Source organism: Tatumella sp. UCD-D_suzukii (assembly GCF_000611875.2).
In the GTDB taxonomy this organism is placed as follows: domain Bacteria; phylum Pseudomonadota; class Gammaproteobacteria; order Enterobacterales; family Enterobacteriaceae; genus Tatumella; species Tatumella ptyseos.
Genome location: NZ_JFJX01000049.1, coordinates 195,790 through 218,523, shown reverse-complemented (window position 1 = coordinate 218,523; position 22,734 = coordinate 195,790). Strand labels below are relative to the sequence as shown.

At 55.1% G+C, this 22,734-nt stretch carries 17 protein-coding genes; 13 read left to right on the top strand and 4 right to left on the bottom strand.

Features of this window, described 5'->3' with window-relative positions; translation table 11 throughout:
- Positions 1 to 154 precede the first annotated feature (154 nt).
- Complete coding sequence (gene aas / locus CG67_RS09220; RefSeq protein WP_025902659.1) at positions 155 to 2,320, top strand: bifunctional acyl-ACP--phospholipid O-acyltransferase/long-chain-fatty-acid--ACP ligase; 2,166 nt, start codon at positions 155 to 157, stop codon at positions 2,318 to 2,320.
- Positions 2,313 to 3,515, top strand: coding sequence for a lysophospholipid transporter LplT (lplT, locus tag CG67_RS09215; RefSeq protein ID WP_025902658.1), 1,203 nt, complete (start codon positions 2,313 to 2,315; stop codon positions 3,513 to 3,515). The genes aas and lplT overlap by 8 nt, the downstream gene beginning before the upstream one ends.
- Before the next feature lie 37 nt (positions 3,516 to 3,552).
- Here lplT and CG67_RS09210 read toward each other — a convergent pair whose 3' ends face one another.
- From CG67_RS09210 to mutH, 4 genes are all read right to left on the bottom strand, one after another.
- Complete coding sequence (locus tag CG67_RS09210) at positions 3,553 to 4,593, bottom strand: NADP(H)-dependent aldo-keto reductase (protein ID WP_025902657.1); 1,041 nt, start codon at positions 4,591 to 4,593, stop codon at positions 3,553 to 3,555.
- A 118-nt stretch (positions 4,594 to 4,711) separates the two neighbouring features.
- Positions 4,712 to 4,936, bottom strand: a complete 225-nt coding sequence (locus CG67_RS09205) for a YgdI/YgdR family lipoprotein (RefSeq protein ID WP_025902656.1) — start codon at positions 4,934 to 4,936, stop codon at positions 4,712 to 4,714.
- A 181-nt stretch (positions 4,937 to 5,117) separates the two neighbouring features.
- Positions 5,118 to 5,828 (bottom strand): TerC family protein, encoded by a 711-nt coding sequence (locus CG67_RS09195; RefSeq protein WP_025902654.1) that lies wholly within the window; start codon positions 5,826 to 5,828, stop codon positions 5,118 to 5,120.
- A 72-nt stretch (positions 5,829 to 5,900) separates the two neighbouring features.
- Positions 5,901 to 6,587, bottom strand: coding sequence for a DNA mismatch repair endonuclease MutH (mutH, locus tag CG67_RS09190; RefSeq protein ID WP_025902653.1), 687 nt, complete (start codon positions 6,585 to 6,587; stop codon positions 5,901 to 5,903).
- Positions 6,588 to 7,270: 683 nt separating this feature from the next.
- Between mutH and rppH the strand changes: the two genes are divergently transcribed.
- The 11 genes from rppH (at position 7,271) to recD (ending at position 22,724) form a co-directional block, all read left to right on the top strand.
- Positions 7,271 to 7,798, top strand: a complete 528-nt coding sequence (gene rppH, locus CG67_RS09185; RefSeq protein WP_025902652.1) for an RNA pyrophosphohydrolase — start codon at positions 7,271 to 7,273, stop codon at positions 7,796 to 7,798.
- Positions 7,799 to 7,810: 12 nt separating this feature from the next.
- Complete coding sequence (gene ptsP / locus CG67_RS09180; RefSeq protein WP_025902651.1) at positions 7,811 to 10,057, top strand: phosphoenolpyruvate--protein phosphotransferase; 2,247 nt, start codon at positions 7,811 to 7,813, stop codon at positions 10,055 to 10,057.
- 135 nt (positions 10,058 to 10,192) lie between these two features.
- Entirely contained in the window at positions 10,193 to 11,074 is an 882-nt protein-coding gene (gene lgt, locus CG67_RS09175) for a prolipoprotein diacylglyceryl transferase (protein WP_025902650.1), read from the top strand.
- Positions 11,071 to 11,865: a thymidylate synthase gene (gene thyA, locus CG67_RS09170; RefSeq protein ID WP_025902649.1), complete on the top strand. Its 795-nt coding sequence runs from the start codon at positions 11,071 to 11,073 to the stop codon at positions 11,863 to 11,865. The genes lgt and thyA overlap by 4 nt, the downstream gene beginning before the upstream one ends.
- A gap of 178 nt (positions 11,866 to 12,043) precedes the next feature.
- Positions 12,044 to 12,529: a prepilin-type N-terminal cleavage/methylation domain-containing protein gene (locus CG67_RS09165; RefSeq protein WP_025902648.1), complete on the top strand. Its 486-nt coding sequence runs from the start codon at positions 12,044 to 12,046 to the stop codon at positions 12,527 to 12,529.
- Positions 12,526 to 13,092 (top strand): prepilin peptidase-dependent protein, encoded by a 567-nt coding sequence (locus CG67_RS09160; protein WP_025902647.1) that lies wholly within the window; start codon positions 12,526 to 12,528, stop codon positions 13,090 to 13,092. The genes CG67_RS09165 and CG67_RS09160 overlap by 4 nt, the downstream gene beginning before the upstream one ends.
- Positions 13,089 to 13,511 carry a DUF2509 family protein gene (locus tag CG67_RS09155; protein WP_025902646.1) on the top strand — a complete coding sequence of 141 codons (423 nt, stop codon included), beginning with the start codon at positions 13,089 to 13,091 and terminating at the stop codon, positions 13,509 to 13,511. The genes CG67_RS09160 and CG67_RS09155 overlap by 4 nt, the downstream gene beginning before the upstream one ends.
- The gene (locus CG67_RS09150; RefSeq protein ID WP_025902645.1) at positions 13,462 to 13,806 is read left to right on the top strand and encodes a prepilin-type N-terminal cleavage/methylation domain-containing protein; all 345 of its coding nucleotides are present in this window, start codon (positions 13,462 to 13,464) and stop codon (positions 13,804 to 13,806) included. Before CG67_RS09155 ends, CG67_RS09150 begins: the two co-directional genes overlap by 50 nt.
- 81 nt (positions 13,807 to 13,887) lie before the next feature.
- Complete coding sequence (recC, locus tag CG67_RS09145; protein ID WP_025902644.1) at positions 13,888 to 17,265, top strand: exodeoxyribonuclease V subunit gamma; 3,378 nt, start codon at positions 13,888 to 13,890, stop codon at positions 17,263 to 17,265.
- A 43-nt stretch (positions 17,266 to 17,308) separates the two neighbouring features.
- Positions 17,309 to 20,866 (top strand): exodeoxyribonuclease V subunit beta, encoded by a 3,558-nt coding sequence (gene recB, locus CG67_RS09140; protein WP_025902643.1) that lies wholly within the window; start codon positions 17,309 to 17,311, stop codon positions 20,864 to 20,866.
- Positions 20,859 to 22,724 carry an exodeoxyribonuclease V subunit alpha gene (gene recD, locus CG67_RS09135; protein WP_025902642.1) on the top strand — a complete coding sequence of 622 codons (1,866 nt, stop codon included), beginning with the start codon at positions 20,859 to 20,861 and terminating at the stop codon, positions 22,722 to 22,724. Before recB ends, recD begins: the two co-directional genes overlap by 8 nt.
- Positions 22,725 to 22,734: the final 10 nt, after the last annotated feature.

Genomic DNA, 22,734 nt, shown 5'->3' with positions numbered 1-22,734 from the left:
CCCTTCTTCACTCTTCTCTTTTTTGCTCCGGTCAGAAAACCATCGGACTGTGACCGGAGTAAAAAAAATAGCGACATTTTGTGCTGATTAATTGTGTCCTGCGACACAAACGTGTTTAATCCGGGTACGACTGTTTGAATATTAAGGAGAGTGGATGTTTAGTCTGTTGCGTGGACTCTGCCGTCTTTTCTGGCGGGTGCGGGTGCACGGCGATTTGTCACCCTTTCAGCATGACAAATTACTGATTACTCCTAACCATACCTCTTTTCTTGATGGCATATTACTGAGCCTGTTCTTACCGGTTAAACCGGTCTTTGCAGTCTGGTCGGGCCTTTCTGACTGCTGGTATATGAAAATTGTGCGGGCGCTGGTCGAGGTTGTCCCGCTGGACCCGTTAAAACCGGTCTCTGTGAAGCAGCTTATTCGTCTGATCAATCAGGGACGCCCGGTGGTGGTTTTCCCTGAAGGGCGCATCAGTATCACCGGTTCACTGATGAAAATTTACAGCGGAGCCGGCTTTCTGGCCGCCAAAACCGGTGCTACCGTTGTGCCGATACGTATCGAAGGGGCAGAATACAGCTGGTTTGCCCGTCAGAGCGGTGAAATTCCGCGTCGCCCCTTCCCGCAGATTGACCTGCATATTCTGCCCGGCACCCGTATACCGATGCCTGCAGCACCTGCCGCCCGTCAGCGTCGCGCTCAGGCCGGTGAACATCTGCATCACATTATGATGGAAGCCCGGATGGCGGCCCGCCCGCGGCAGACGCTGTTTGAGGCATTTCTTAGTGCCGCCCGGCGATACGGACCGGGACGTACCTGTATCTCGGATGTGTTATCCCCGCCTGACAGTTACCGGAAACTGCTGAAAAAGATGCTTGGCGTGGCCCGGCTACTCGATAAATACTGCCCGCCCGCGCAGACACCCGGACTGTTACTGCCCAATACGTCCATTACCCCGGCGGTGATTTTCGGGGCGATTTTGCGGGGACGTGTTCCTGCCATGCTTAACTACTCTGCCGGAGTGCGCGGATTGCAGGTGGCGGTCGATGCAGCAAAAATCACCACCATTTTTACCTCACGACAGTTCCTCGATAAAGGCAAACTCTGGCACCTGACCGAAGGGCTGGAGGGGGTGAACTGGGTTTATCTGGAAGACCTGAAAGGGGCACTGACGTTCCGCGATAAGTTGTGGATCCTCCGTCATCTGCTGCAACCGGAACGGGCGCAGGCCCCGCAGTCCCCCGAGGATGCGGCGGTGATCCTGTTTACTTCCGGGTCAGAGGGGGATCCGAAAGGTGTCGTGCACAGCCATAAGAGTTTGCTGGCTAACGTCGAACAAATCCGCACAGTGGCCGATTTCCGGCCGGGCGACCGTTTCATGTCTTCATTGCCGCTGTTCCATGCCTTTGGTCTGACAGTCGGCCTGTTTACACCACTTTTTACCGGTGCAGAGGCCTTACTTTACCCCAGCCCTTTGCATTACCGCATTATTCCCGAGCTGGTCTACGACCGGAACTGCAACGTGTTATTCGGTACCCCGGCTTTCCTGGCGCAGTATGCCCGTTTTGCTGACCCTTATGATTTTGCGCGTATTCGTTATGTGGTCGCCGGTGCTGACCGGCTACCGGCATCCACCCGCGATCTCTATCTGGAAAAGTTTGGTTTACGCATCCTGGAAGGTTACGGCGCGACAGAATGCGCGCCGGTATTGTCGATTAACGTGCCGATGGCGGCCCGCTTTAATACGGTCGGTCGTATTCTTCCGGCGATGGACTTTCGGCTGCTCGCGGTGCCCGGCATTGAAGACGGGGGACGGCTCCAGGTGCGGGGACCTAACCTGATGAAAGGCTACCTGCGGGCGACGGCCCCCGGGGTGATTGAACCGCCTTCCGCCGATAACGGTGAAGGCGTCATGGAACCCGGCTGGTATGACACCGGCGACCTGGTCAGTTTTGATAGCGACGGCTTCTGCCGTATTCAGGGCAGGGTGAAACGTTTTGCCAAACTGGCGGGAGAAATGGTCTCTCTGGAGATCCCGGAGACCCTGGCCCTGAAGGTGTCGGCGGAACATCAGCATGCCTCTGTCGCCAGACCCGATGCAACGCGCGGCGAGGCACTGGTGCTGTTTACTACGGATAACATGCTGACGCGTGACACGCTGTTACAGGCCAGCCGTGAGCTGGGCTATAGCGAACTGAGTGTGCCGCGTGATATTCGCTGGCTGTCACAGATGCCCCTGCTGGGCAGTGGCAAACCGGATTATCAGCAGCTTAAAACGATGGCGACAACAGAGTCCACAGTGGTAAGGGATCATGGGTAATATCATTATAGCGCCGCCGGCCGGCAGAGAGGGGCTGCGGCCTGTCCTGATTGCACAGTTTTTCTCGGCTTTCGGCGATAACGCGCTGTTATTTGCCACTCTGGCATTGATGAAAAAATATGCCTATCCGGACTGGACGCAACCTGTATTGCAGATGGTTTTCGTGGTGGCATACATTCTGCTGGCACCTTTTGTCGGACAGTTTGCGGATAGCTTTCCCAAAGGGCGGGTGATGATGGTCGCTAACGGCCTGAAATTTATCGGTGCTGTGCTGATTGGCATTAACTTTAACCCTTTTATCGGCTACGGGCTGGTGGGAATGGGGGCTGCGGCCTACTCCCCCGCGAAATATGGCATTCTGGGGGAGCTGGTGTCTGAGGACGACCTGATTCGGGGTAACGGATTAATGGAAAGTTCAACCATTGCCGCTATTCTGCTGGGGTCCCTGTCCGGAGGGATGCTTGCCGACTGGCATGTTTCCACGGCCCTGCTGATGTGTGCGGTGATCTACGCACTGGCGGTGCTGGCGAATACCATGATCCCGGGGCTGCCGGCAGCCCGACCGGCGCAATCCCTGAATCTGCGGGTCATGCTGCAGGAATTTATTGCAGCCTGTCGCATCCTCTGGCAGGACTACGAAACCCGGTTCTCGCTGATCGGTACCAGCCTGTTCTGGGGAGCCGGGGTAACTTTACGTTTCCTGCTGGTGCTGTGGGTGCCGGTGGCATTAGGGGTCACGGATAATACGATGCCGACTCTGCTGAATGCGCTGGTCGCGATAGGTATTGTCGGCGGAGCATTGCTGGCCGGCAAGCTGATTACCCTGAAGAATACCCGGCGTTGCTTCCCGGCCGGTATTTTGCTGGGCGGAGTGGTGATTATTTTTACGCTGATGCACCACCTCTATAGTGCCGGTTTCTGGCTGATCATTGCCGGTGTCTGTGGCGGGGTATTTGTCGTGCCGCTGAATGCGCTGTTGCAGGTACGTGGCAGGGCGTCTGTCGGGGCCGGATATGCGATTGCAGTGCAGAATCTGGGGGAAAATGTGGCCATGCTGGGGATGCTGACAGTCTATGCGCTGGCGGTCAAACTGGGCGCACCTCCGCTGGTACTGGGTTGTGCCTTTGGCAGCTTATTCGCGCTGGGGATCACTGTACTCTGGGGCTGGCAGTGGCTGAAACCGCGCCGTGCCTGAGGATTTCTGCACCGCCCGGCGGTGCAGAGAAGGCAAGTCAGGGAGCAGGGTAGGTAAAGCGCCGATGGATAGCCTCCAGCTCAGCGATGACTTCTGCACTCAGTGTGAGGTTAAAACTATCGATATTAGTTTTCAGCTGTTCGAGAGTCGTGGCTCCCAGCAGGGTGCTGGCGACAAAAGGTTGCTGACGGACAAACGCCAGTGCCATCTGTGAAGGGTCCAGCCCGTGCCGCTGTGCCAGAGTCACGTAAGCTTCAATCGCCAGCGCAGACTGCTCACCGGAATATCGGGTAAAACGACTGAACAGAGTATTTCTCGCCCCGGCAGGTTGCCGGCCGTTCAGGTATTTTCCGCTCAGCGTACCAAAAGCCAGCGACGAATATGCCAGTAACTCCACCCCTTCATATTGGCTGATTTCTGCCAGACCGACTTCAAAACTACGATTCAGCAGACTATACGGGTTCTGAATGGTGACGATACGTGGCAGGTCATGCTTTTCTGCCAGTTGCAGGTAGCGCATGACACCCCATGCCGTTTCGTTAGAAACACCGATATAACGGATCTTCCCGGCACGGACCTGCTCAGTTAAAGCCTCCAGGGTTTCCAGCAGGGTGACCGGCACGTTCTCGTCGGTATATTCATATCCCAGACGCCCGAAAAAGTTCGCCGGTCGCTGTGGCCAGTGTAACTGGTAGAGGTCGAGGTAATCGGTATTCAGTCGTTGCAGGCTGGCATCCAGGGCGGCCCGGATATTTTTGCGGTCCAGTGCCTGGCCAGGCCGGATAGACGCATCATTACCACGGATCGGGCCAGCCACTTTGCTTGCCAGGACAATTTTGTCGCGGTTACCGGTTTTTTTCAGCCAGCTGCCGATATATTTCTCCGTCAGGCCCTGAGTTTCCGGGCGTGGCGGAACGGGATACATCTCGGCAGTATCAATCAGGTTAATTCCCTGGCTCAGGGCAAAATCGAGCTGCGCGTGGGCATCGGCTTCACTGTTCTGTTCGCCAAAGGTCATGGTACCCAGTCCCAGCTGACTGACTTCCAGCGAACTATGGGGAATGCGGTGATAGTGCATTGCTGGCTTCCTTCTGTGGTTACGGGTAAAAAAGGCCTTCCCGGACTATAACCGGCGAAGGGATAGCGCGAAAGGAAAATGTACCCGCGACTACCGCCGGAACAGCAGCAGGCTGAAATCAGCGTTCGATAATGCCGGAAATTTCATCCCCGTTGATCTGCACCTGATCCCCGGACTCGTCGGTATACCGGACGAGCCCTGTATCTTTATCGATTTCCGGTTTTCCGTGGGTCATAATCATACGGCCATCTTTCGTGGCCATTACATAATGGCTGCTGCAGCCGCCAAGTAGTATTGCGCTAAGCATAATGCCGCCGGCTGCAATGATACGTAATCCGTTCATGGCTCTCCTCTGTGCTGTTGTCAGTTTATTAGATGATATAGTAATAAATGATTTATCTGCTGCAGACAAACAGGAGCGTTCTGAAACCGATGATAACACGCAAAAAAACGCGAAAAGAAAGGATAAGACGGGACTCCGGCGGAAAGCGTCCGGGAAAGGGAGACTTTCCGCCGGAAGAGGATTAATGTGATTTCTTCTTAGTGCGTAACAGGTTAAGCAACTCTACCCCCATCGAGAAAAACATGGCGAAATAGATGTAGCCTTTCGGCACGTGTATCGACACACTTTCCAGCAGCAGGGTAAAGCCCACCAGGATCAGAAACGCCAGCGCCAGCATCTTTATCGTCGGGTGCCGCTCGACAAATTCTCCGATAGCCTTTGCTGCAAACATCATCATGACCACGGCAACCACGACCGCAGCCATCATAATAAACAGATGATCAGACAATCCGACGGCGGTGATGACAGAATCCAGGCTAAAGATGATGTCGAGCAGCATGATCTGGATAATCGCTCCGGCAAAGGAATGCACACGACTTTCGTGCACTTCTTCGCCGCCCTCGATAGTTTCATGGATCTCTTTTGCCGATTTCCAGATAAGAAACAGCCCGCCCGCCATCAGGATAAGATCCCGCAGAGAGAGAGCATGACCAAAAGCGGTAAACAGCGGATGAGTCAGTCGCACTACCCAGGCGATAGACGCCAGCAGTGCCAGCCGCATCAGCATTGCCGCCATCAGCCCCAGCCTTCTGGCTTTATCCTGTTGTTTTTCCGGTAATTTAGCCACTACCAGCGACAGGAATATTATATTGTCGATACCCAGAACCACTTCCAGCACTATCAGTGTCCCGAGCGCCAGCCAGGCATTGGGATCAGCAATCCACTCAAACATATTCACATCAATCCTAAACGAAATCTAAACAGAGAGTATAACCGCTCAGGATCCATCGGGGACAGAAAAAATTCACAGCAGAAAATGACGGGCCAGTAGCGGGCCGGTAAATGTTTTCTTCAGATAAAAACCGCGGGGCAGGGTCATGACAGGCTGGCCCTGCGCGCCAATGCCTTCCGTGAGGGCTTTACGGTTAGCCGCTTTCGGACGGATTTGCAGATACTGACCGTGGCGGGCGGTAATTTTATCCACGTCACCCAGTACAATCATCTCCATCAGTTCTTCCCAGTCTGCGCGCAACTGTTCTTCCTCTTCCGGGGAAGGGCTCCACAATAAAGGGGACCCTATCCGTCGTTGTTTCAGAGGAAGGGCGCGTTCACCTTCCACAGGTACCCATAACACGCGTGATAGCTTATGACGCAGGTGGCAGTTCTGCCATCTGACGCCGGTATTACCGGTTAGCGGTGCAACACAGACAAAGGTCGTTTCCAGTGGCTGGCCCCGGCTATCCACAGGGATAGTTTTTAGTTCGATTCCCAGGTGGGCAAAGTCCTGTTCCGCTTTACTTCCCGCTGTCGCGCCGAGATGCCATTCGATCAATGTCCCTATCCAGCCCTTATCCCGGCGCAGATCGGCCGGCACCGGCAGAGAGAATGCGGCAGCCAGTTCCTCCAGGGTTTGTCCGGCGAGCGCATAGGCTCGCTGCAGTAATACCTGTTCATTTTCCGGGGCGGCCAGAGGTGCCGGGGAGTCAGACATAATCCCTCGCTTTTTGATTAAAAAATAACCTGCCAGGAGGGCGGGTTTATTCGCGCGCCTGAATGCAGTGAGTAAATCCAATAATAGCATGATTCTGCGTACTTTTTTATGGGGCAGACGGTACCTCAGAGCATGGAGGGCCGGGCTTATACCTGTTTTTCATCGATAATAAACAGGATTATACGCAGAGTTATCCACAGAAAAATGGGATAACTGTATCTGGTACGGACTACTGGTTCTATTTACAGCCTTGACTTTGGCGGTCCGTACAATTTTTTTTGCGATGGTGGGTAACATATCACCATAATCTGTGGATAAAAATAGCGATGGTTACTTTTTGTTCGGTTGGTTAAGTTATTTGTGGCACACCCCGTAAAACCCTGCTTTTTACCCCATGTTTCATGGTTTAATTTCATGAAATATAAGGTTTTATTTTTGTTTTCTTTGCAAGGGGATTTGTCGGAGGTAGTGTGATTATTCAGGGAAATCCCGTGTTCTGCACAAAGCTATCCACAGAAAAGGTGCATAAAATTGTACTCTTTGATGGTCCTCTGTTTATAACTCTAAGGTTTTTTGTGGGTTATCCCTGATTTATTCTGTTGAATCCCTGCCAGCCAATGGTTTACCGCCTGTGAGTAGTATGAAACAATCAGGCTATCTGAAGATAGCTTTGAGGTAGTCTGGTGATCGATGATGATGGCTACCGCCCGAATGTTGGGATTGTAATCTGTAACAGACAAGGACAGGTTCTGTGGGCCAGACGTTTCGGACAACACTCCTGGCAGTTTCCTCAGGGGGGCATCAATCCCGGAGAAACTCCGGAACAGGCGATGTATCGGGAATTGTTTGAAGAAGTCGGGTTACATCGTAAAGATGTACGGATTATCGCCTCAACCCGTAACTGGTTGCGTTACAAATTGCCAAAACGTTTGGTGCGTTGGGATACCCGGCCGGTATGTATCGGCCAGAAACAAAAATGGTTTCTGTTGCAACTGCAATGCCATGAGAATGCCATTAATGTCCAGGGAAGCAGTACCCCTGAATTTGATGGCTGGCGCTGGGTAAGTTTCTGGTACCCGGTGAGACAGGTCGTTTCTTTCAAACGTGATGTTTATCGTCGTGTAATGAAGGAGTTTGCGACAGTGGTGATGTCTGCAACAGAGAATTCACTGCCACGCAGTCAACAGCCCGGCCGAAGAAAAAGAGGATAGAGCATGGCGCTGATGCTCACCCGGTTACGCGATATTGTAGAAAAGGTAGCCAGTGCTTCCAGACTCAATGAAGCACTTGAAATACTGGTGAATGAGATCTGTCAGGCGATGGATACCGAAGTCTGTTCGGTTTACCTGGCGGATCAGGAGCGTCAGTGCTATTACCTGATGGCAACCCGCGGTCTGAAAAAACCGCGCGGTCGCACCATTACTCTGGCTCTGGATGAAGGAATTGTCGGACTGGTCGGTCGCCTGGCCGAACCCATTAACCTGGCCGATGCTCAGAGCCATCCCAGCTTCAAATTTATCCCCTCGGTAAAAGAAGAGCATTATCGCTCGTTCCTTGGCGCGCCTATCATTAACCGCCGTCAGGTGCTCGGTGTTCTGGTGGTGCAGCAGCGGGAACTGCGCTCGTTTGACGAGTCCGAAGAGTCTTTTCTGGTCACCCTGGCGACCCAGGTCGGAACACTGCTTTCTCAGTCGCAGATAGGGCAGTTATTCGGGGTATTCCGTCAGAGTCGTATCCGCGCCATTGCCGCCTCACCGGGTGTTGCGGTTGCCCCGGGCTGGGTTGACCATATTCAGCCTACCCTCGAACAGGTCACCCAGGCCTCGACGCTGGATACCGTGCAGGAACGGGAACGTCTGTTACGCGCGATGAATGAAGCCGGCGACGAATTCCGTCGCTACAGTAAGCGCTTCTCCAGCAGTGTTCAGAAAGAGAGTGCGGCCATTTTTGACCTTTACTCTCACCTGCTGAGTGAGCCCCGGCTGAAGAAAGATCTGCTCAGCGAGATAGATCAGGGAGCCGTGGCCGAATGGGCCGTTAAAATCGTTATTGAGCGATATGCCGGGCAGTTTGCTGAGCTGAAAGATGCGTATCTGCGGGAACGCAGCGGAGACATTCGTGAACTCGGGCAGCGTTTACTGTTCCACCTTGACGACAGCCTGCACGGCACCAATGCCTGGCCGGAACGTTTTGTGCTGGTGGCGGATGAACTGACTGCGACGGCGTTGGCCGAAGTCCCTCCGGAACGTTTGATCGGGGTGGTCGTCCGCGACGGTGCGGCGAATTCTCATGCCGCTATCCTGACCCGTGCCATGGGGATCCCGGCGGTGATGGGGGCGGATATCCGTCCCGAACAGTTGCATAAACATCTGCTGATTGTTGACGGTTATCGGGGGGAATTACTGATAGACCCGGAACCGATACTGATTAAAGAATATCAGCGTCTGATCCGCGAAGAGAATGCGCTCAGCGAAACCGCTGAAACTGTCGCCGGGCAGCCGGGCACAATGAAACACGGCGAAGCCGTCACTATCCTGCTGAATGCCGGGCTGAGTGCCGAACTTGAGCAGACGATGGGCGACCGCGTCGATGGTGTCGGCCTGTATCGTACGGAAGTGCCCTTTATGTTACAGAGCGGCTTTCCTTCTGAAGAAGAGCAGGTCGCGCAATATCAGGGCATGCTGCAGGTCTTTAATAATAAGCCAGTGACCCTGCGGACATTGGATATCGGTGCCGATAAACAACTGCCGTATATGCCCATCAGTGAAGAAAACCCCAGCCTGGGCTGGCGGGGAATACGTCTCACCCTGGACCAGCCGGAAATCTTTCTGGTACAGGTCAGGGCGATGCTGCGTGCTAATGCCGCCTCCGGTAACCTTAAAATCCTGTTACCGATGATCACCAGCATTGATGAGATCGATGAGGCCCGCAAACTGATTGAACGGGCAGGGCATGAAGTGGAGGAGATGCTGGGCTACGAGATCCCGCGTCCTCAGGTCGGTGTCATGATAGAAGTGCCGTCGATGATTTTTCTGATACCGCAGGTGGCCCGTACGGTTGATTTTATTTCGGTCGGAACCAACGACCTGACGCAGTATTTGCTGGCGGTCGACCGGAATAATACCCGGGTAGCAAACCTGTACGATCCTCTGCATCCGTCGGTTCTGAAGGCGATGTATCAGATTAACTTAGAGGCCCGACGCCACAACCTGCCGGTCAGTGTGTGTGGTGAAATGGCCGGTGACCCGATGAGTGTTCCGCTTCTGACCGGGATGGGTTACCGCCATTTAAGTATGAACGGTAAAAACGTACCGCGGGTAAAATACCTGCTGCGTCACCTGGATAGTAACGAGACTGAACAACTGGTCGCTCAGGTTTTACAAGCCAGTACCGCGAGTGAAGTCCGCTATCAGGTGGCCGTCTTTATGGAGCGGCGCGGGCTAGGAGGGTTGATCCGCGGCGGACGTTAGCGGCTCATTCCCGTTTACATTTAGCCGCCCCGGGCCACGGGTGCCTGTGCTATCATGCGCAACTCTTCGCGGTCTTCACCGGTAAAATGGCTTTTCCGGTGACAGGCTTTCAGATAGAAAGAATAATGGTGAAAGATGACTAACGGCTATCTTGCTTTTCCAAAATTTGACCCGGTGATTTTTTCTATCGGTCCGGTATCGCTGCACTGGTACGGATTGATGTATTTGATCGGCTTTATTTTCGCTATGTGGCTGGCCGGACGCCGTGCCGATAAACCCGGCAGTGGCTGGACCCGCAATGAAGTAGAGAATCTTCTCTATGCCGGGTTCCTCGGGGTCTTCCTGGGCGGAAGGATCGGTTATGTGCTGTTTTATAACCTGCCGCTGTTTTTACAAAATCCGTTGTATCTGTTCAAAGTCTGGGATGGCGGAATGTCATTCCACGGCGGCCTGATAGGTGTCATCGTGGTGATGCTGGTGTTTGCGCGTCGTACCGGCCGCAACTTTTTCCAGGTCTCTGACTTTATTGCACCGCTGATCCCGTTCGGGCTGGGTGCCGGACGTCTGGGTAACTTTATCAATGGGGAATTATGGGGCCGCGTCGACCCTAACTGCCCATGGGCGATGTTATTCCCGGGGTCCAGGGATGAGGATCTGGCGCTGGTGGCTACACATCCGCAGTGGCAGTCATTACTGAACACCTACGGTGTTCTGCCGCGTCATCCGTCACAGCTCTATGAACTGCTGCTGGAAGGGGTGATCCTGTTTATCATCCTGAATGTATTTATTCGCAAACCGCGCCCGCTGGGAAGTGTGTCAGGTCTGTTCCTGATTGGTTACGGCGCTTTCCGTATCATTGTTGAATTCTTCCGCCAACCGGATGCCCAGTTGGGTCTGTTTGACGGTGTGATCAGTATGGGACAAATCCTGTCGATTCCGATGATTCTGGCCGGTGTGATTATGATGATTTGGGCTTACCGTAGAGGCTCACTGAAACAACCGGGTGAAGTAAAATGAAACAGTATCTGGAACTGATGCAGAAAGTCTTAAACGAAGGTGCATCAAAAGATGACCGTACAGGTACCGGCACGTTGTCGATATTCGGTCACCAGATGCGCTTTGATCTGCAGCAGGGCTTTCCGCTGGTCACGACCAAAAAGTGCCATATCCGCTCCATTATTCATGAGTTGCTTTGGTTCCTGAAAGGGGAAACCAACATTGCTTATCTGAAGGAGAATAAGGTCACTATCTGGGATGAGTGGGCTGATGAACAGGGGGATCTGGGGCCGGTTTATGGTCGTCAGTGGCGTAGCTGGCCTTCGGCAGACGGTCGCCATATCGACCAGATCAGTGAGGTTATCCGTCAGCTGAAACAGGACCCGGATTCACGGCGTATTATTGTTTCTGCATGGAACGTCGGTGAACTGGATAAAATGGCGCTGGCACCTTGTCATGCGTTCTTCCAGTTCTATGTCGCTGACGGGCGTCTGAGCTGTCAGTTGTACCAGCGCTCGTGTGATGTGTTCCTCGGCCTGCCGTTTAATATCGCCAGCTATGCCTTACTGGTGCATATGGTTGCGCAGCAATGCGATTTGCAGGTCGGTGATTTTGTCTGGACCGGCGGGGATACTCACCTGTACAACAATCACCTTGAGCAGGCTCATCTGCAACTGACCCGGGATCCACGTCCCTTGCCGGTGCTGAAAATTAAGCGTAAGCCTGATTCTATTTTCGATTACACCTTCGATGACTTCGAAATTGAAGGTTATGACCCTCATCCGGCGATTAAGGCTCCGGTCGCCGTCTGAGTTCATCCGCGTAGTCAACGTATCACGGCGGTAGTGCATTGGCACTGCCGCCGTTTTTTTTGCCTCTCCTCGCAAACCTCGCTGAAATTCTGTGCCTGCTTGTCCTTTCCTGCGTACCTGTCCCGACGCTGTCACATTGCCGGGCGACCGGGGATGTTTTCTGCCACATAGTGCGGGAATGAAAAACGACACACACTTTTTACCCTGTGGATTCACGTTGCCGGAGCTGGCACTGGTCCTGTTAATTATCGCGTTGCTGGCGGGGGGCGGCAGCCTGGTTTGGCAGGGCTGGCGTGAGCAACAACAGCTTGCAGAAACGGCCACCGGATTGCAGTTGTTTCTTGCCGGTGTCCGCGAGTATGCGAACCGCACCAACCATAATCTGCCCCTGGCCATTTATCCTAGCGGCGATATCTGGTGCGTGGACACCCGCCCTCCGGCAGAGCGCAACGGGTGCCCTAAGACGGCCCGTTTTGTCTGGCGGGCCCCTTATCCGCAGGTACAGTTACTGAGGGTGGTCGGGGAGCCAGGCTTCTACGGGCGTCGTAATGTTGCCCGGGCGGGTAGCCTGGAGTTTGGTACGTCAGCCCGACGCGCGCGGGTGATTATTTCGTCGCGGGCGAGGATCAGGCTCTGTCTGCCGGAGGCAGGAGGATGTGAATGATGGAGAAAGAAAGGGTACCCCCCGGAAAACGTCACGGGTTTACCCTGGGTGAGATGTTGCTGGCCCTGCTGATCAGCAGTGGGATCTTTCTGGGGGCAGCGCGATTTTTTCCGCATCTGGTCCGCAATAACTGGCGACTGCAACAGCAAACCCTGCTGGCACAGGAAGTCCATGAACTGTTACTGATGCTGGAAAAAAACTTCCGCCGCGCGGGATACTGCGAAAGGCCGCCCTGCGCCCGTCCGCCGGTGATACTGAGTGCCGATGGTCACTGCCTGATAGTGCAGTTACAGTCGCGGCGCTATATTCCCGGAGACGTTTCCGGCAGCCTGAAAAACGACAGTTACGGTTTTCGCTGGCGGGATAAACGGCTGGAGACCCAACGGGGCGTCACAGGCTGTGACGGAGCCGGATGGGAAGGGCTGAATGATCCGTCATCGCTGCAGATTACGCGATTACGTTTTCTGCGTGAGACCTCACGGCTGGCTGTGGAGCTGACCGCCAGCGCCGGCCCCGGAGTGACCCTGGCGCAACAGCACTGGGTGCTGGCGGAAAACCTGTGAAACAGCGGGGCAGTTCACCGCTGCTGATCGTTGTTTTACTGTTGCTGACGGGGAGTCTGTTACTGCAGGCCAGTGAACGGATTTTACGGGCCGGGATGCCGGGAGGGATCGATGAATATCACTATTTACAGGATTTCTATCAGGCTTCTTCGTCTCTGGCCTGGGGGTTACAGCAGCGATGGGCAGACCGTGAAGGCTGGCAATGCCTTCAGTCTCCGGAAGAGGGCTGGCGTAGCTGCCTGTTATGGCAGACACGCGAACGCGGAGTATTACGCGGGCAATCGGCAAACGGCGAGACCCTGCTCTGGCGATGGGTTCAGCCACACGATGCGGAACGTTCGGCCCTCGTGGCCATTCCCGCGGGCTGGAGTGACCTTTGTCCGTTACCCGATGAACGGGAATGCCGGCAGGGGCTTTAGCCTGGCAGAATGCCTTATTGCCTTACTGATCCTCTCACTCAGTGTGTTATTGCTCAGCCAGTATCATCAGCAACTGGTTAACAGTTATCAGCGGCAGTGGGCACAACGCGAAGCCGTGCGGGCCGCGGCTCAGGTACTGGCCGGGAAAACCCCTGCGGGCTGGCGTAGTGATATCCGTCGCCAGCCTGCCGCGAATGGCTGTTTGCGGGTGACTGTACATACAGAGGGGCCGCTTCGCCGGGAGGCCACCCTGCAACAACTGTTTTGTCCGCCTTTTGGCGATCGCTTACCGTAATAAGTGTCCCGCGGGGCTTGCAACCGGAAGATGAGCAGGTAGAGTGACGTGGCAGAGACGGCAGGCGTCGCAGGAGGCAATATGTTCAGGGTCTATCATTCAAATCAGTTGGATATTTTAAAAGATCTGACGGCACACCTGATTAACAGGGAGCCATTAGCGGATCCTTTCAGTAAAGAGGTCATACTGGTTCAGAGCCCCGGTATGGCTCAGTGGCTGCAAATGGCACTGGCGGAAGAATTTTCGGTGGCCGCAAATATAGAGTTTCCGCTACCGGCCAGTTTTATCTGGCAGATGTTTGTCTGCGTCCTGCCTGGCATTCCGAAACAAAGTGCCTTTAATAAAAGCGCCATGAGCTGGAAGCTGATGAAGTTGCTGCCCGGGCTGCTGTCAGAGGACACCTTTCTGCCGCTCCGCCATTATCTGAACGATGATGAGGATAAACGTAAGCTTTTTCAGTTAAGCAGCCGGATTGCTGACCTGTTTGACCAGTATCTGGTCTATCGCCCGGACTGGCTGAATCTGTGGGAACAGCAGCAAATGGCCGACGGCCCGGGGGAGGCTCAGCAGTGGCAGGCGCCTTTGTGGCGGGCGCTGGTCGCGTACACCGCTGAGCTGGAACAGCCTGAATGGCACCGTGCCAATCTCTATTCCCGTTTTATCGAAGCCCTGGAAAATTGCGATACCTGCCCGGAAGGCCTCCCGCCACGGGTTTTTATCTGTGGTATCTCGGCACTGCCGCCAGTATACCTGCAGGCCCTGCAGGCGCTGGGCCGTCATATTGATATTCATCTGTTATTTACTAACCCGTGTCGCGATTACTGGGGGGATATCCGTGACCCCGCCTTCCTTGCGAAGCTGCAAAGTCGTCAGCGCAAGCTGCACCAGTCGCAACAGCAACGTCCGCTGTTCCGTGACCCGGCACAGGCCTCATCGCTGTTTGGTCCGGACGGTGAACAACAGTTGACGCAACCTCTGCTGGCATCCTGGGGGAAACTGGGGCGGGATAACCTCTATTTACTGGCGCAGATGGATGCACTGGATAATGAAATCGATGCCTTTGTTGAACCGGGGCACGACACGTTATTGCATTCTCTGCAGCAGGATATTCTGACGCTGGAAGACCACTCCGTCATCGGCATTACGACCGAAGAATTTAACAATAGCAGTGCCCGGCGGTTACTGGACCCGAAGGATGACTCTTTTACCCTCCGGGCGTGCCACAGCCCGCAGCGTGAAGTGGAAGTGGTACAGGATTACCTGCTGGGGCTGATGGATGCCGATCCGACATTAAAACCCCGCGATATTATCGTGATGGTATCAGACATCGACAGCTATTCGCCGTTCATTCAGTCTGTATTTACCGATGTCAGTCGTGAACGGTATCTGCCTTTTGCCATTTCTGACCGCAGAGCAAGCCAGGCGCATCCGGTGATCCAGGCCTTTCTGCAATTACTGTCCTTACCGGACAGCCGGTTTACCTCAGAAGATATTCTGGCTCTGCTGGAGGTCCCGGCACTTGCGGAACGTTTTGCGATTGATGAACAGGGGTTGCGGACGCTACGCCACTGGGTCGATGAGTCCGGGGTGCGCTGGGGGCTGGATGACAGCAGCGTCAGTGATCTTTCACTGCCCGTGACCGGGCAGCATACCTGGCAGTTTGGTCTGCAACGGATGCTGTTGGGGTATGCACTGGAAAGTGAACAGGGCGACTGGCAGGGGATCCTGCCCTATGATGAATCTGCCGGATTACAGGCCGAACTGGCCGGACAACTGGCGGAATTACTCAGTTGTCTGGCCGACTGGCGGCAGCGTCTGCGGCAGTCACTGATTCTGGAACAGTGGCAGCCGTGTTGCCGTGAATTAATCGATACCTTTTTCGCCGGTGACACGGATAGTGAAACCGCACTGGCGCTGATTGATGAACAGTGGCGGCAACTCCTCGAACAGGGGCTGGAATCCCGTTATCCGGGCGAGGTCCCGGTGACGGTGCTGCGCGATGAACTGCGTAGCCGCCTGGAGCAGGAGCGGATCAGCCAGCGGTTCCTGGCAGGCCAGGTAAACTTCTGTACCCTGATGCCGATGCGTTCTATCCCGTTTAAAGTCGTCTGTCTGCTGGGGATGAATGACGGCGTTTATCCGCGCACCCTGACCCCCTCCGGATTTGATTTAATGCAGCAGTCACCGAGGAAAGGAGACCGCAGCCGACGCGATGATGACCGTTATCTCTTTCTTGAAGCCTTGCTCTCGGCCAGAGATCGGCTCTACATCAGCTATATCGGGCGCAGTATCCGTGACAATGCTGAACGGCTACCGTCGGTACTGGTCAGTGAACTCTGTGAGTATGTCACCCGCAGTTTCCGTCTGCCTGGCAGTGAGTCACTGAATGTGGATGAGAGCGCACAGCAGGTAATGCAGCACCTGTTATATCAGCATAGCCGTACTCCGTTTGCTCCGGAGAACTTTATCGCTGAGCATGAACGACAAAGTTTTGCCAGTGAGTGGCTGCCGGCGGCCAGCGGCCAGGGGCTGCCGGTCCCGGCGTTTGTAACCCCGCTGGAACCGTTCAGCCCTGAGGAAGTCTCGCTCGATGAATTGCTACGCTTCTGGCGTCACCCGGTACGGGCCTGGTTTACCCGTCGTCTGGGGATCAGTTTCCTGGCCCAGGAAGATGAATTGCCGGATACAGAACCTTTTGAGCTGGATAATCTGCAGCGCTACCAGATCAACACCCAATTACTGAATACCCTGGTCACCCGGCATGACAGCGACCAGTTTTTCCGACGACAGCGGATGGCCGGTCATCTGCCTTACGGGGCCTTCGGTAATATTTTTCGGGACAAACAACTCAGTGAAATGCAGGACATCGCCGCCAGAGTCAGCGACCAGTTGACGGAAAGTCGTAGTGTGGAAGTTGACCTGGCTCTCTCATTACGTCTGACCGGCTGGCTGACGGGAGTGCAGGACGACGGCATATTGCGCTGGCGTCCGGGGGAACTGAATCTCAGCGATGGTTTGCTGCTATGGATAGAACATGTGGTCAGTTGTGCACTGGGCGTTCCGGGGATCAGCCGCATGTATGGCCGCCATGACAGCTGCTGGCGGTTTATGCCGCTGGGCCAGACAGAGGCGATACAACAACTGGAAAAACTGCTGGCAGGCTACCTGCAGGGGATGAATAGCCCGTTAATGTTGCTTAACCGGAGCGGAGGGAGCTGGTTGCTCAGCCGCCTGAATAAAGAACAGCAGCTTGCCGATGACGAAGAGACCGTACGCAAAGCCCTGCAGAAACTGACCGAGGGCTGGCAGGGAACCGTGCTTATCCCGGGGGAAGGGGAAGACCCTTATCTGCAGCGTCTGTGCCGTGAACTGAATGATGATACCGTGAATGCTATTTGTCAGGCGGCTGAAACGTGGTATCTGCCGGTGATCCGTGCCCATACGCCGGAATCACTGTGACATTAACGGTTATTATCCTGAACTGACTAACGAGTGAATACGAATGAATTCTCAGCAGGCTGAAGCGCTTGACCCGTTAATTCTGCCATTACAGGGAGAGAGGCTGATAGAAGCCTCCGCGGGCACCGGTAAAACATTTACCATCGGTATTCTCTACCTGCGCCTGTTACTGGGGCTGGGCGGGGAGAGAGCATTTCATCGGCCATTAAGCGTCGAAGAGATCCTGGTGGTGACGTTTACTGAGGCCGCAACCGCCGAATTACGCGGACGTATCCGTAACAATATCCATGAACTGCGTATTGCCTGTCTTCGCTATGCGGATGATCCGCAACAGGTGTCGGCACAGTGGCGACCACTGATTGAACAAATTGAGGATATCACTGCGGCAACGGAGCTTCTGCTGGCGGCAGAGCGTCAGATGGATGCCTCCTCCGTCTTTACCATTCATGGCTTTTGCCAGCGTATGCTGAATATGAATGCGTTTGAATCCGGGATGTTATTTGAACAGCAACTGGTGGAAAACGAACAGCAACTGCTCAGTCAGGCTGCCGCCGATTTCTGGCGTCGTTATTGTTACCCGCTGGAAGAAGAGGTGGCCCGTGAGGTCCTGAAAACCTTTACCGGTCCGGAGCATCTGCTGGCTTCGCTGCAACCCTGGCTGCAGGGAGAAATGCCGGTCATTTCCCCGGCACCGTCAAACGATGAAACCCTGACTGAACGGCACAGAAAAAATATTGCCCGCATTCAGGCGATTAAACAGGCCTGGCGCGAGGCGGCGGCGGATTTGCTGCCGCTGATCCAGGATTCCGGTGTTGATAAGCGTAGTTACAGTAGTAAACACTTACCTTCATGGATAGAGAAACTGACCGCCTGGGCCGCAGAAGAGACCTGTGATTATCTGATACCGAAGGAACTGGAACGTTTTCAGCAGTCGGTACTGGCGGAAAAAACGAAAAAGGGGGCCGTCCCGGAACACCCTCTGTTCACTCAGGCTGAACGTTTTCTGCAGAAAAAAGTGACCTTGTATGATTGTCTGGTGGGGCATGCGCTGCGTGAGATCCGTCAGTCGGTGTATCAGCAGAAACGTCAGCAGGCATTGCTCAGTTTCGATGACTTACTGAGTCGTTTCGACCATGCTCTGGGCCAGGCCGCCGGAGCCAGCCTGGCAGAATCTGTCCGTCAGCGGTATCCGGTCGCGATGATCGACGAATTCCAGGACACGGACCCGCTGCAGTACCGGATTTTCCAGGCTATCTATGGCGGACAGCCGGATAATGCGATGTTATTGATTGGCGATCCGAAACAGGCGATTTACGCATTTCGTGGCGCGGACATTTTTACTTATATCTCGGCAAGGAAAAAAGTTAGTGCTCACTATACGCTGGGAACTAACTGGCGCTCTTCTCCCGGGATGGTGAGCAGTGTTAACCGGTTATTTTCTCAGAGCGATAACCCCTTTGTTTTTAACGACATTCCGTTTTTACCGGTGGCGGCCGCCGAGAAAAATCATCCGCTCCGTCTGCACTATGACGGGGAATGTCAGCCGGCCATGCGTTTCTGGGTGCCGCCCGCAGAAGCGATGGGGGTAAGTGAGTACCAGCATTATATGGCGCAACTGGCTGCGGCGGACATTGCGCGCTGGCTGATTGCCGGTCAGCAGGGACGAGCCTGTTTCATTGATGCCGCGCAGCAAAAAATTCCGGTCAGTGCAGCGGATATTACCGTGCTGGTACGCAGTCGTCAGGAAGCCTCCCTGATGCGTAAGGCATTACAGAACAAAGGCATCAACTCCGTTTACCTGTCGGGGCGCGATAGCGTTTATCAGACGGCGGAAGCCCGTGAGTTGTTATGGCTGCTACAGGCGATACTGGCCCCTGAGCAGGAACGCATCCTGCGGACCGCTCTGGCAACTTCCCTGATGGGGCTGAGTGCGGTACAGATTGAGGAAATCAGTCAGGATAGCCGTCAGTGGGATCAGATGACTGATCGCTTTGCCGGCTGGCAGCAACTGTGGCGTAAATCGGGCATTTTGCCTATGCTGCGCCATCTGATGATACAGCAGCAGTTACCGGAAAATCTGCTGGCCAGTGACGGCGGTGAACGCAGACTGACCGATATCATGCACCTCGGGGAACTGTTGCAGGAGGCCGCGGTGCAGCTCGATAGCCCGCATGCGCTGGTGCGTTATCTGTCACGGCAGATCCTGCGTCCCGATATAAACGGCAGTAATCAGCAACTGCGCCTGGAGAGCGATCGGCACCTCGTGCAGATTGTGACCATCCATAAATCCAAAGGCCTAGAATATCCGCTGGTCTGGCTGCCGTTTATTGCGGCTTACCGGCCCGCAGCCTCCGCGCTTTACCATGACCGGCAGAGTTATAAAGCCGTGCTTGACCTGGAAAAAGAGGAGGCAAGTCTGGAACTGGCGGAGCAGGAACGACTGGCAGAAGACCTGCGTCTGCTGTATGTGGCGGTGACCCGCTCCGTATGGCATTGCAGCCTCGGGATAGCCCCGTTGTTCCGCGGCAACCGTAAACAGCAGGGGGAGACCGATTTGCATCACAGTGCAATCGGATACCTGATACAGCAGGGCCAGGCGCTCAGTGCTGAAGGCCTGCGCGAACGGTTAGCTGCACTGGCCAACGAACAGATGGTGGTGACAGAACCGTATTCCGAAGAGATCCCTGCGTTTACAGACCTCCCTGAGGCTGATCGGCAACTGGCCAGCCGTCGTCTGCACCGTTCGCTGAACGACCCCTGGCGAGTGACCAGTTACTCCGGTCTGCAACATCACCGCGGTAGCAGGTTACTGGATATTATGCCCGGCTTTGATATTGATGCGGCGGGAGAACAGCAGGAAGACAATGAACAACAGCTGACCGCACATCACTTTCCGCGTGGCGCCGGGCCTGGAACGTTCCTGCACAGCCTTTTTGAACAACTGGATTTCACTCAGCCGGCCCCCGAAGCCTGGCTGGGGGAACAGGTAGCTGCCCACGGCTATCCGCCGCACTGGGTGCCGGTGCTGCAGCAATGGCTGGATACTCTGTTGCAGACACCGTTGGCGGACGATGAATTGTCGCTTGCCTGTCTGCAGCCAAAAGATCTGCTGGTGGAAATGGAATTCTATCTTCCCATCAGGGCGCTGCTGCGTCCTGAGCGGCTGGATGCGCTGATGCGCCGTTATGATCCGCTTTCACAGCAGGCGGCGGCCGTCGATTTTCAGCAGGTAAAAGGTATGCTGAAAGGGTTTATCGACCTGGTGTTTCGCTGGAAGGGAAAATATTATCTGCTGGATTATAAATCTAACTGGCTGGGAGCAGACAGTTCTGCCTATACACCGCAGGCGATGGCGCAGGCGATGATCGACCATCGTTACGATATGCAGTATCAGCTTTATTCGCTGGCGCTGCATCGCTATCTGGGGCACCGGATAGCGGATTATGACTATCGCCAGCACTTCGGGGGCGTATTTTATCTCTTCCTTCGCGGAATGGGGGGCGAACAGCCGGAAAATGGTGTGTTTTTCACCCGTCCAGAGGAAGACTTTATTCATCAGCTGGATGCACTGTTTGCCGGGCAGGAGGACACCGATGTCTGAATTTGAGCAATTGCTGAAGCAGGCGCAGGAACTACAAATGTTCCGGCCTCTGGATCTGCGGTTCGCTGCCTTAACTGAGGGCAGCGGATCACCCGCCCGACGTCTGGCAGCGGCCTGCCTGAGTGCCGGCACCGGAGAAGGGCATGTCTGTTTGCCGCTATCCCTGCTTTCGCCAGCCTCTCTGTTTTCCGGGCGACAACTGGCAGTGGCTGAAGCACTCTGGCAGGCCGCCGTCGCCCCGGTGAATGAGGATGACTGGTTGCCAGTGCTGGAGGGCTGGGATGCGGTAAGTGATGGCTCACAATCAACGCCGCTGGTACTGGCTCACCGCAAGCTTTACCTGCACCGGATGTGGCTTTACGAAAAGCAGGTTGCCCGTTTTTTCTCTGCCGGGTTGACGAGTGCTCCGGTGGAGCCCGGGCAGGTCCGCCCGGTACTGGACGAGCTGTTCGGGGACGAAGGCAATAACTGGCAGAAGGTGGCGGCCGCTGTCGCGCTGACACGTCAGTATTCGGTGATCTCCGGCGGACCGGGGACCGGCAAAACGACGACAGTGGCCCGTCTGCTGGCCGCATTACTGACCCTGACGCCTGGCCGGTTACGTATTCGTATGGCTGCGCCAACGGGTAAAGCTGCGGCCAGGCTGACCGAATCACTGGGTAAAGCCTTACAGGCGCTGCCGGTCAGCGACACACTGAAAGCCCGCTTTCCGCAGGAGGCCACCACCCTGCACCGGCTGCTGGGGGCGCAGCCGGCCACACGACGCTTACGCTATCATGCCGGTAACCCTCTGCATCTGGATGTACTGGTGGTAGATGAAGCCTCAATGGTGGATCTTTCGATGATGGCATCCCTGATCAGTGCGCTACCACCTGAGGCCAGGGTGATTTTTCTGGGCGACCGTGACCAGCTGGCTTCGGTTGAGGCCGGTGCTGTACTGGGTGATCTTTGCCGTAGCGCGGAATTTGGCTACAGTCCGGCCCGTGCTGCAGAGCTGGGCGCGCTGACCGGTGCAGACATTGCCGGGACAGAGGTTGCTCAGGCACCGGCAGTGCGTGACAGCCTGTGCCTGTTACAACAGAGTTACCGGTTCTCGGCCAGTTCGGGTATAGGGCAACTGGCCGCTGCCGTCAATTGCGGTGATCTGTCGCGACTGGCGGCTATCCGGCGGCATCAGGATTTCCGTGATATCCGGTTATGCCCGCTGGATTCTACGGAACAATGGCAGTCGATGCTGAATGACATCAGTCAGGGATATGCCGAAGTGATTGAAAAGGTGAATAATCATGTTTCCCCGGCGGAGGTGTTACATACCTTCAGCCGCTACCAGTTGCTTTGCGCACTGCGGGAAGGACCGTTTGGCGTCAGCGGTCTGAACCAGCGTATCGAGCAGCGTCTGAGGCAACAGCAGCGTCTGCCGTCGGCTACCGGAAGCGGTAATCTTTATGCCGGACGTCCGGTCATGATCACCCGTAACGACAATGCACTGGGACTGTTTAACGGGGATATTGGCATCATGATGTACGATGAAACGCAACAGCTAAAGGTGCACTTCCTGCTACCGGATGGCAGTATAAAAGCGGTTCATCCCAGTCGTTTGCCACCGCATGATACGGCCTGGGCAATGACGGTTCATAAATCGCAAGGCTCGGAGTTTGATCACACGGCCCTGGTGCTGCCGGCACAGTACAGCCCGGTCCTGAGCCGGGAGCTGGTGTACACCGCCATTACCCGGGCGCGGACACAACTGACCATCTACAGTGATGAAGCCGTATTTACGCGGGCGATACAGTCCCGTACCCGAAGACGCAGTGGATTAAGTGACCAGCTGGTGAGTGAACCGTTGCGGCCTCACTGACGGTATAAGA

Bases quoted from the DNA above. Each gene is read 5' to 3' on its own strand.
- aas (WP_025902659.1), top strand. From the start codon at position 155: ATGTTTAGTCTGTTGCGTGGACTCTGCCGTCTTTTCTGGCGGGTGCGG.
- lplT (WP_025902658.1), top strand. From the start codon at position 2,313: ATGGGTAATATCATTATAGCGCCGCCGGCCGGCAGAGAGGGGCTGCGG.
- CG67_RS09210 (WP_025902657.1), bottom strand. From the start codon at position 4,593: ATGCACTATCACCGCATTCCCCATAGTTCGCTGGAAGTCAGTCAGCTG.
- CG67_RS09205 (WP_025902656.1), bottom strand. From the start codon at position 4,936: ATGAACGGATTACGTATCATTGCAGCCGGCGGCATTATGCTTAGCGCA.
- CG67_RS09195 (WP_025902654.1), bottom strand. From the start codon at position 5,828: ATGTTTGAGTGGATTGCTGATCCCAATGCCTGGCTGGCGCTCGGGACA.
- mutH (WP_025902653.1), bottom strand. From the start codon at position 6,587: ATGTCTGACTCCCCGGCACCTCTGGCCGCCCCGGAAAATGAACAGGTA.
- ptsP (WP_025902651.1), top strand. From the start codon at position 7,811: ATGCTCACCCGGTTACGCGATATTGTAGAAAAGGTAGCCAGTGCTTCC.
- lgt (WP_025902650.1), top strand. From the start codon at position 10,193: ATGACTAACGGCTATCTTGCTTTTCCAAAATTTGACCCGGTGATTTTT.
- thyA (WP_025902649.1), top strand. From the start codon at position 11,071: ATGAAACAGTATCTGGAACTGATGCAGAAAGTCTTAAACGAAGGTGCA.
- CG67_RS09165 (WP_025902648.1), top strand. From the start codon at position 12,044: ATGAAAAACGACACACACTTTTTACCCTGTGGATTCACGTTGCCGGAG.
- CG67_RS09160 (WP_025902647.1), top strand. From the start codon at position 12,526: ATGATGGAGAAAGAAAGGGTACCCCCCGGAAAACGTCACGGGTTTACC.
- recC (WP_025902644.1), top strand. From the start codon at position 13,888: ATGTTCAGGGTCTATCATTCAAATCAGTTGGATATTTTAAAAGATCTG.
- recB (WP_025902643.1), top strand. From the start codon at position 17,309: ATGAATTCTCAGCAGGCTGAAGCGCTTGACCCGTTAATTCTGCCATTA.
- recD (WP_025902642.1), top strand. From the start codon at position 20,859: ATGTCTGAATTTGAGCAATTGCTGAAGCAGGCGCAGGAACTACAAATG.